Origin of the sequence: Neobacillus drentensis, from assembly GCF_036966985.1 — a bacterium.
GTDB classification, from domain to species: domain Bacteria; phylum Bacillota; class Bacilli; order Bacillales; family Cytobacillaceae; genus Neobacillus; species Neobacillus drentensis_E.
Genome location: NZ_JBALSN010000478.1, coordinates 1 through 1,013, shown reverse-complemented (window position 1 = coordinate 1,013; position 1,013 = coordinate 1). Strand labels below are relative to the sequence as shown.

At 41.5% G+C, this 1,013-nt stretch carries 1 protein-coding gene; it reads left to right on the top strand.

The genetic code is table 11. The features are described 5' to 3' along the window. Positions 1-130: 130 nt before the first annotated feature. Positions 131-838 (top strand): chitin disaccharide deacetylase, encoded by a 708-nt coding sequence (gene chbG, locus V7659_RS25780; RefSeq protein WP_335542957.1) that lies wholly within the window; start codon positions 131-133, stop codon positions 836-838. The last annotated feature ends 175 nt before the right edge of the window (positions 839-1,013 follow it).

Here is a 1,013-nt window from a genome sequence, read left to right as displayed (position 1 = left end):
TTCCCGCAACGCCCGCGGAAAGCGAAGTGCCTGGAACGGAAATCAACAGACAGGTTTAAAAAGTCAAAAATTAACGGAAAGGCACCGGATCTGCTGCCTTTTCGCTGGTCACCAAGGAGGTTATAACCGCTTGATGAAGTTAATTGTGAATGCAGATGATTTTGGGTATTCAAGAGGGATCAATTATGGAATTATTGATGCTCATAAATATGGCATAGTTAATTCCACCACAATAATGATGAACATGCCTGGTGTGACGCATGCTGTGGAGCTCGCGAAAGCTAATCCAAAACTTCAAGTCGGGATTCATCTGGTTCTCACGTGTGGGAAGCCGCTTTTAACAGACGTTCCGTCACTAGTTAATAAGCGTGGCAGTTTTAAACGAATTTCTGAATTCAAAGAGCAACGGGAGGTATCACTTGATGAACTGGCAAGAGAGTGGAGTGCGCAAATTGATAAGTTTCTAGAAACAGGGCTTACACCGACTCATTTTGACAGCCATCATCATATCCATACGATTCCGGAATTTTTACCGGTGGTGCAAATGCTGGCAAAAAAATATGATTTAAGTGCTAGACGTTTTTCAATGGATGCAGTAGAGGGAGTTGCTGCATTTTCGGATGTGTTTTTACATGATTTTTATGGAGAGGGAGCGACCTACGATTACTTTGAGAAACTGGTCACACGTGTTCATGACGGGCAAACGATCGAAGTAATGTGTCACCCGGGTTATCTGGATCACGAGATTTTGAGTGGTTCCTCTTATGCAGAGGATCGTGTGAGGGAGACGGACATTCTGACTTCTATTAAACTACCAAGAGGAATTAAATTGATTTAGAGGACTTTTAATTGCCCAAGAGTTGGTTTCATGGAGGGTTCCGATAAGATAGAAGGCTCTTAAATGACCGGAACCCTTTTAATAGTAAAAATAGCCATAATTCACACTTTGTTCAACACTTCACAATCTATTTTTATGAATTCATGTTATGATGAATCCATAAACAAACAAGGAG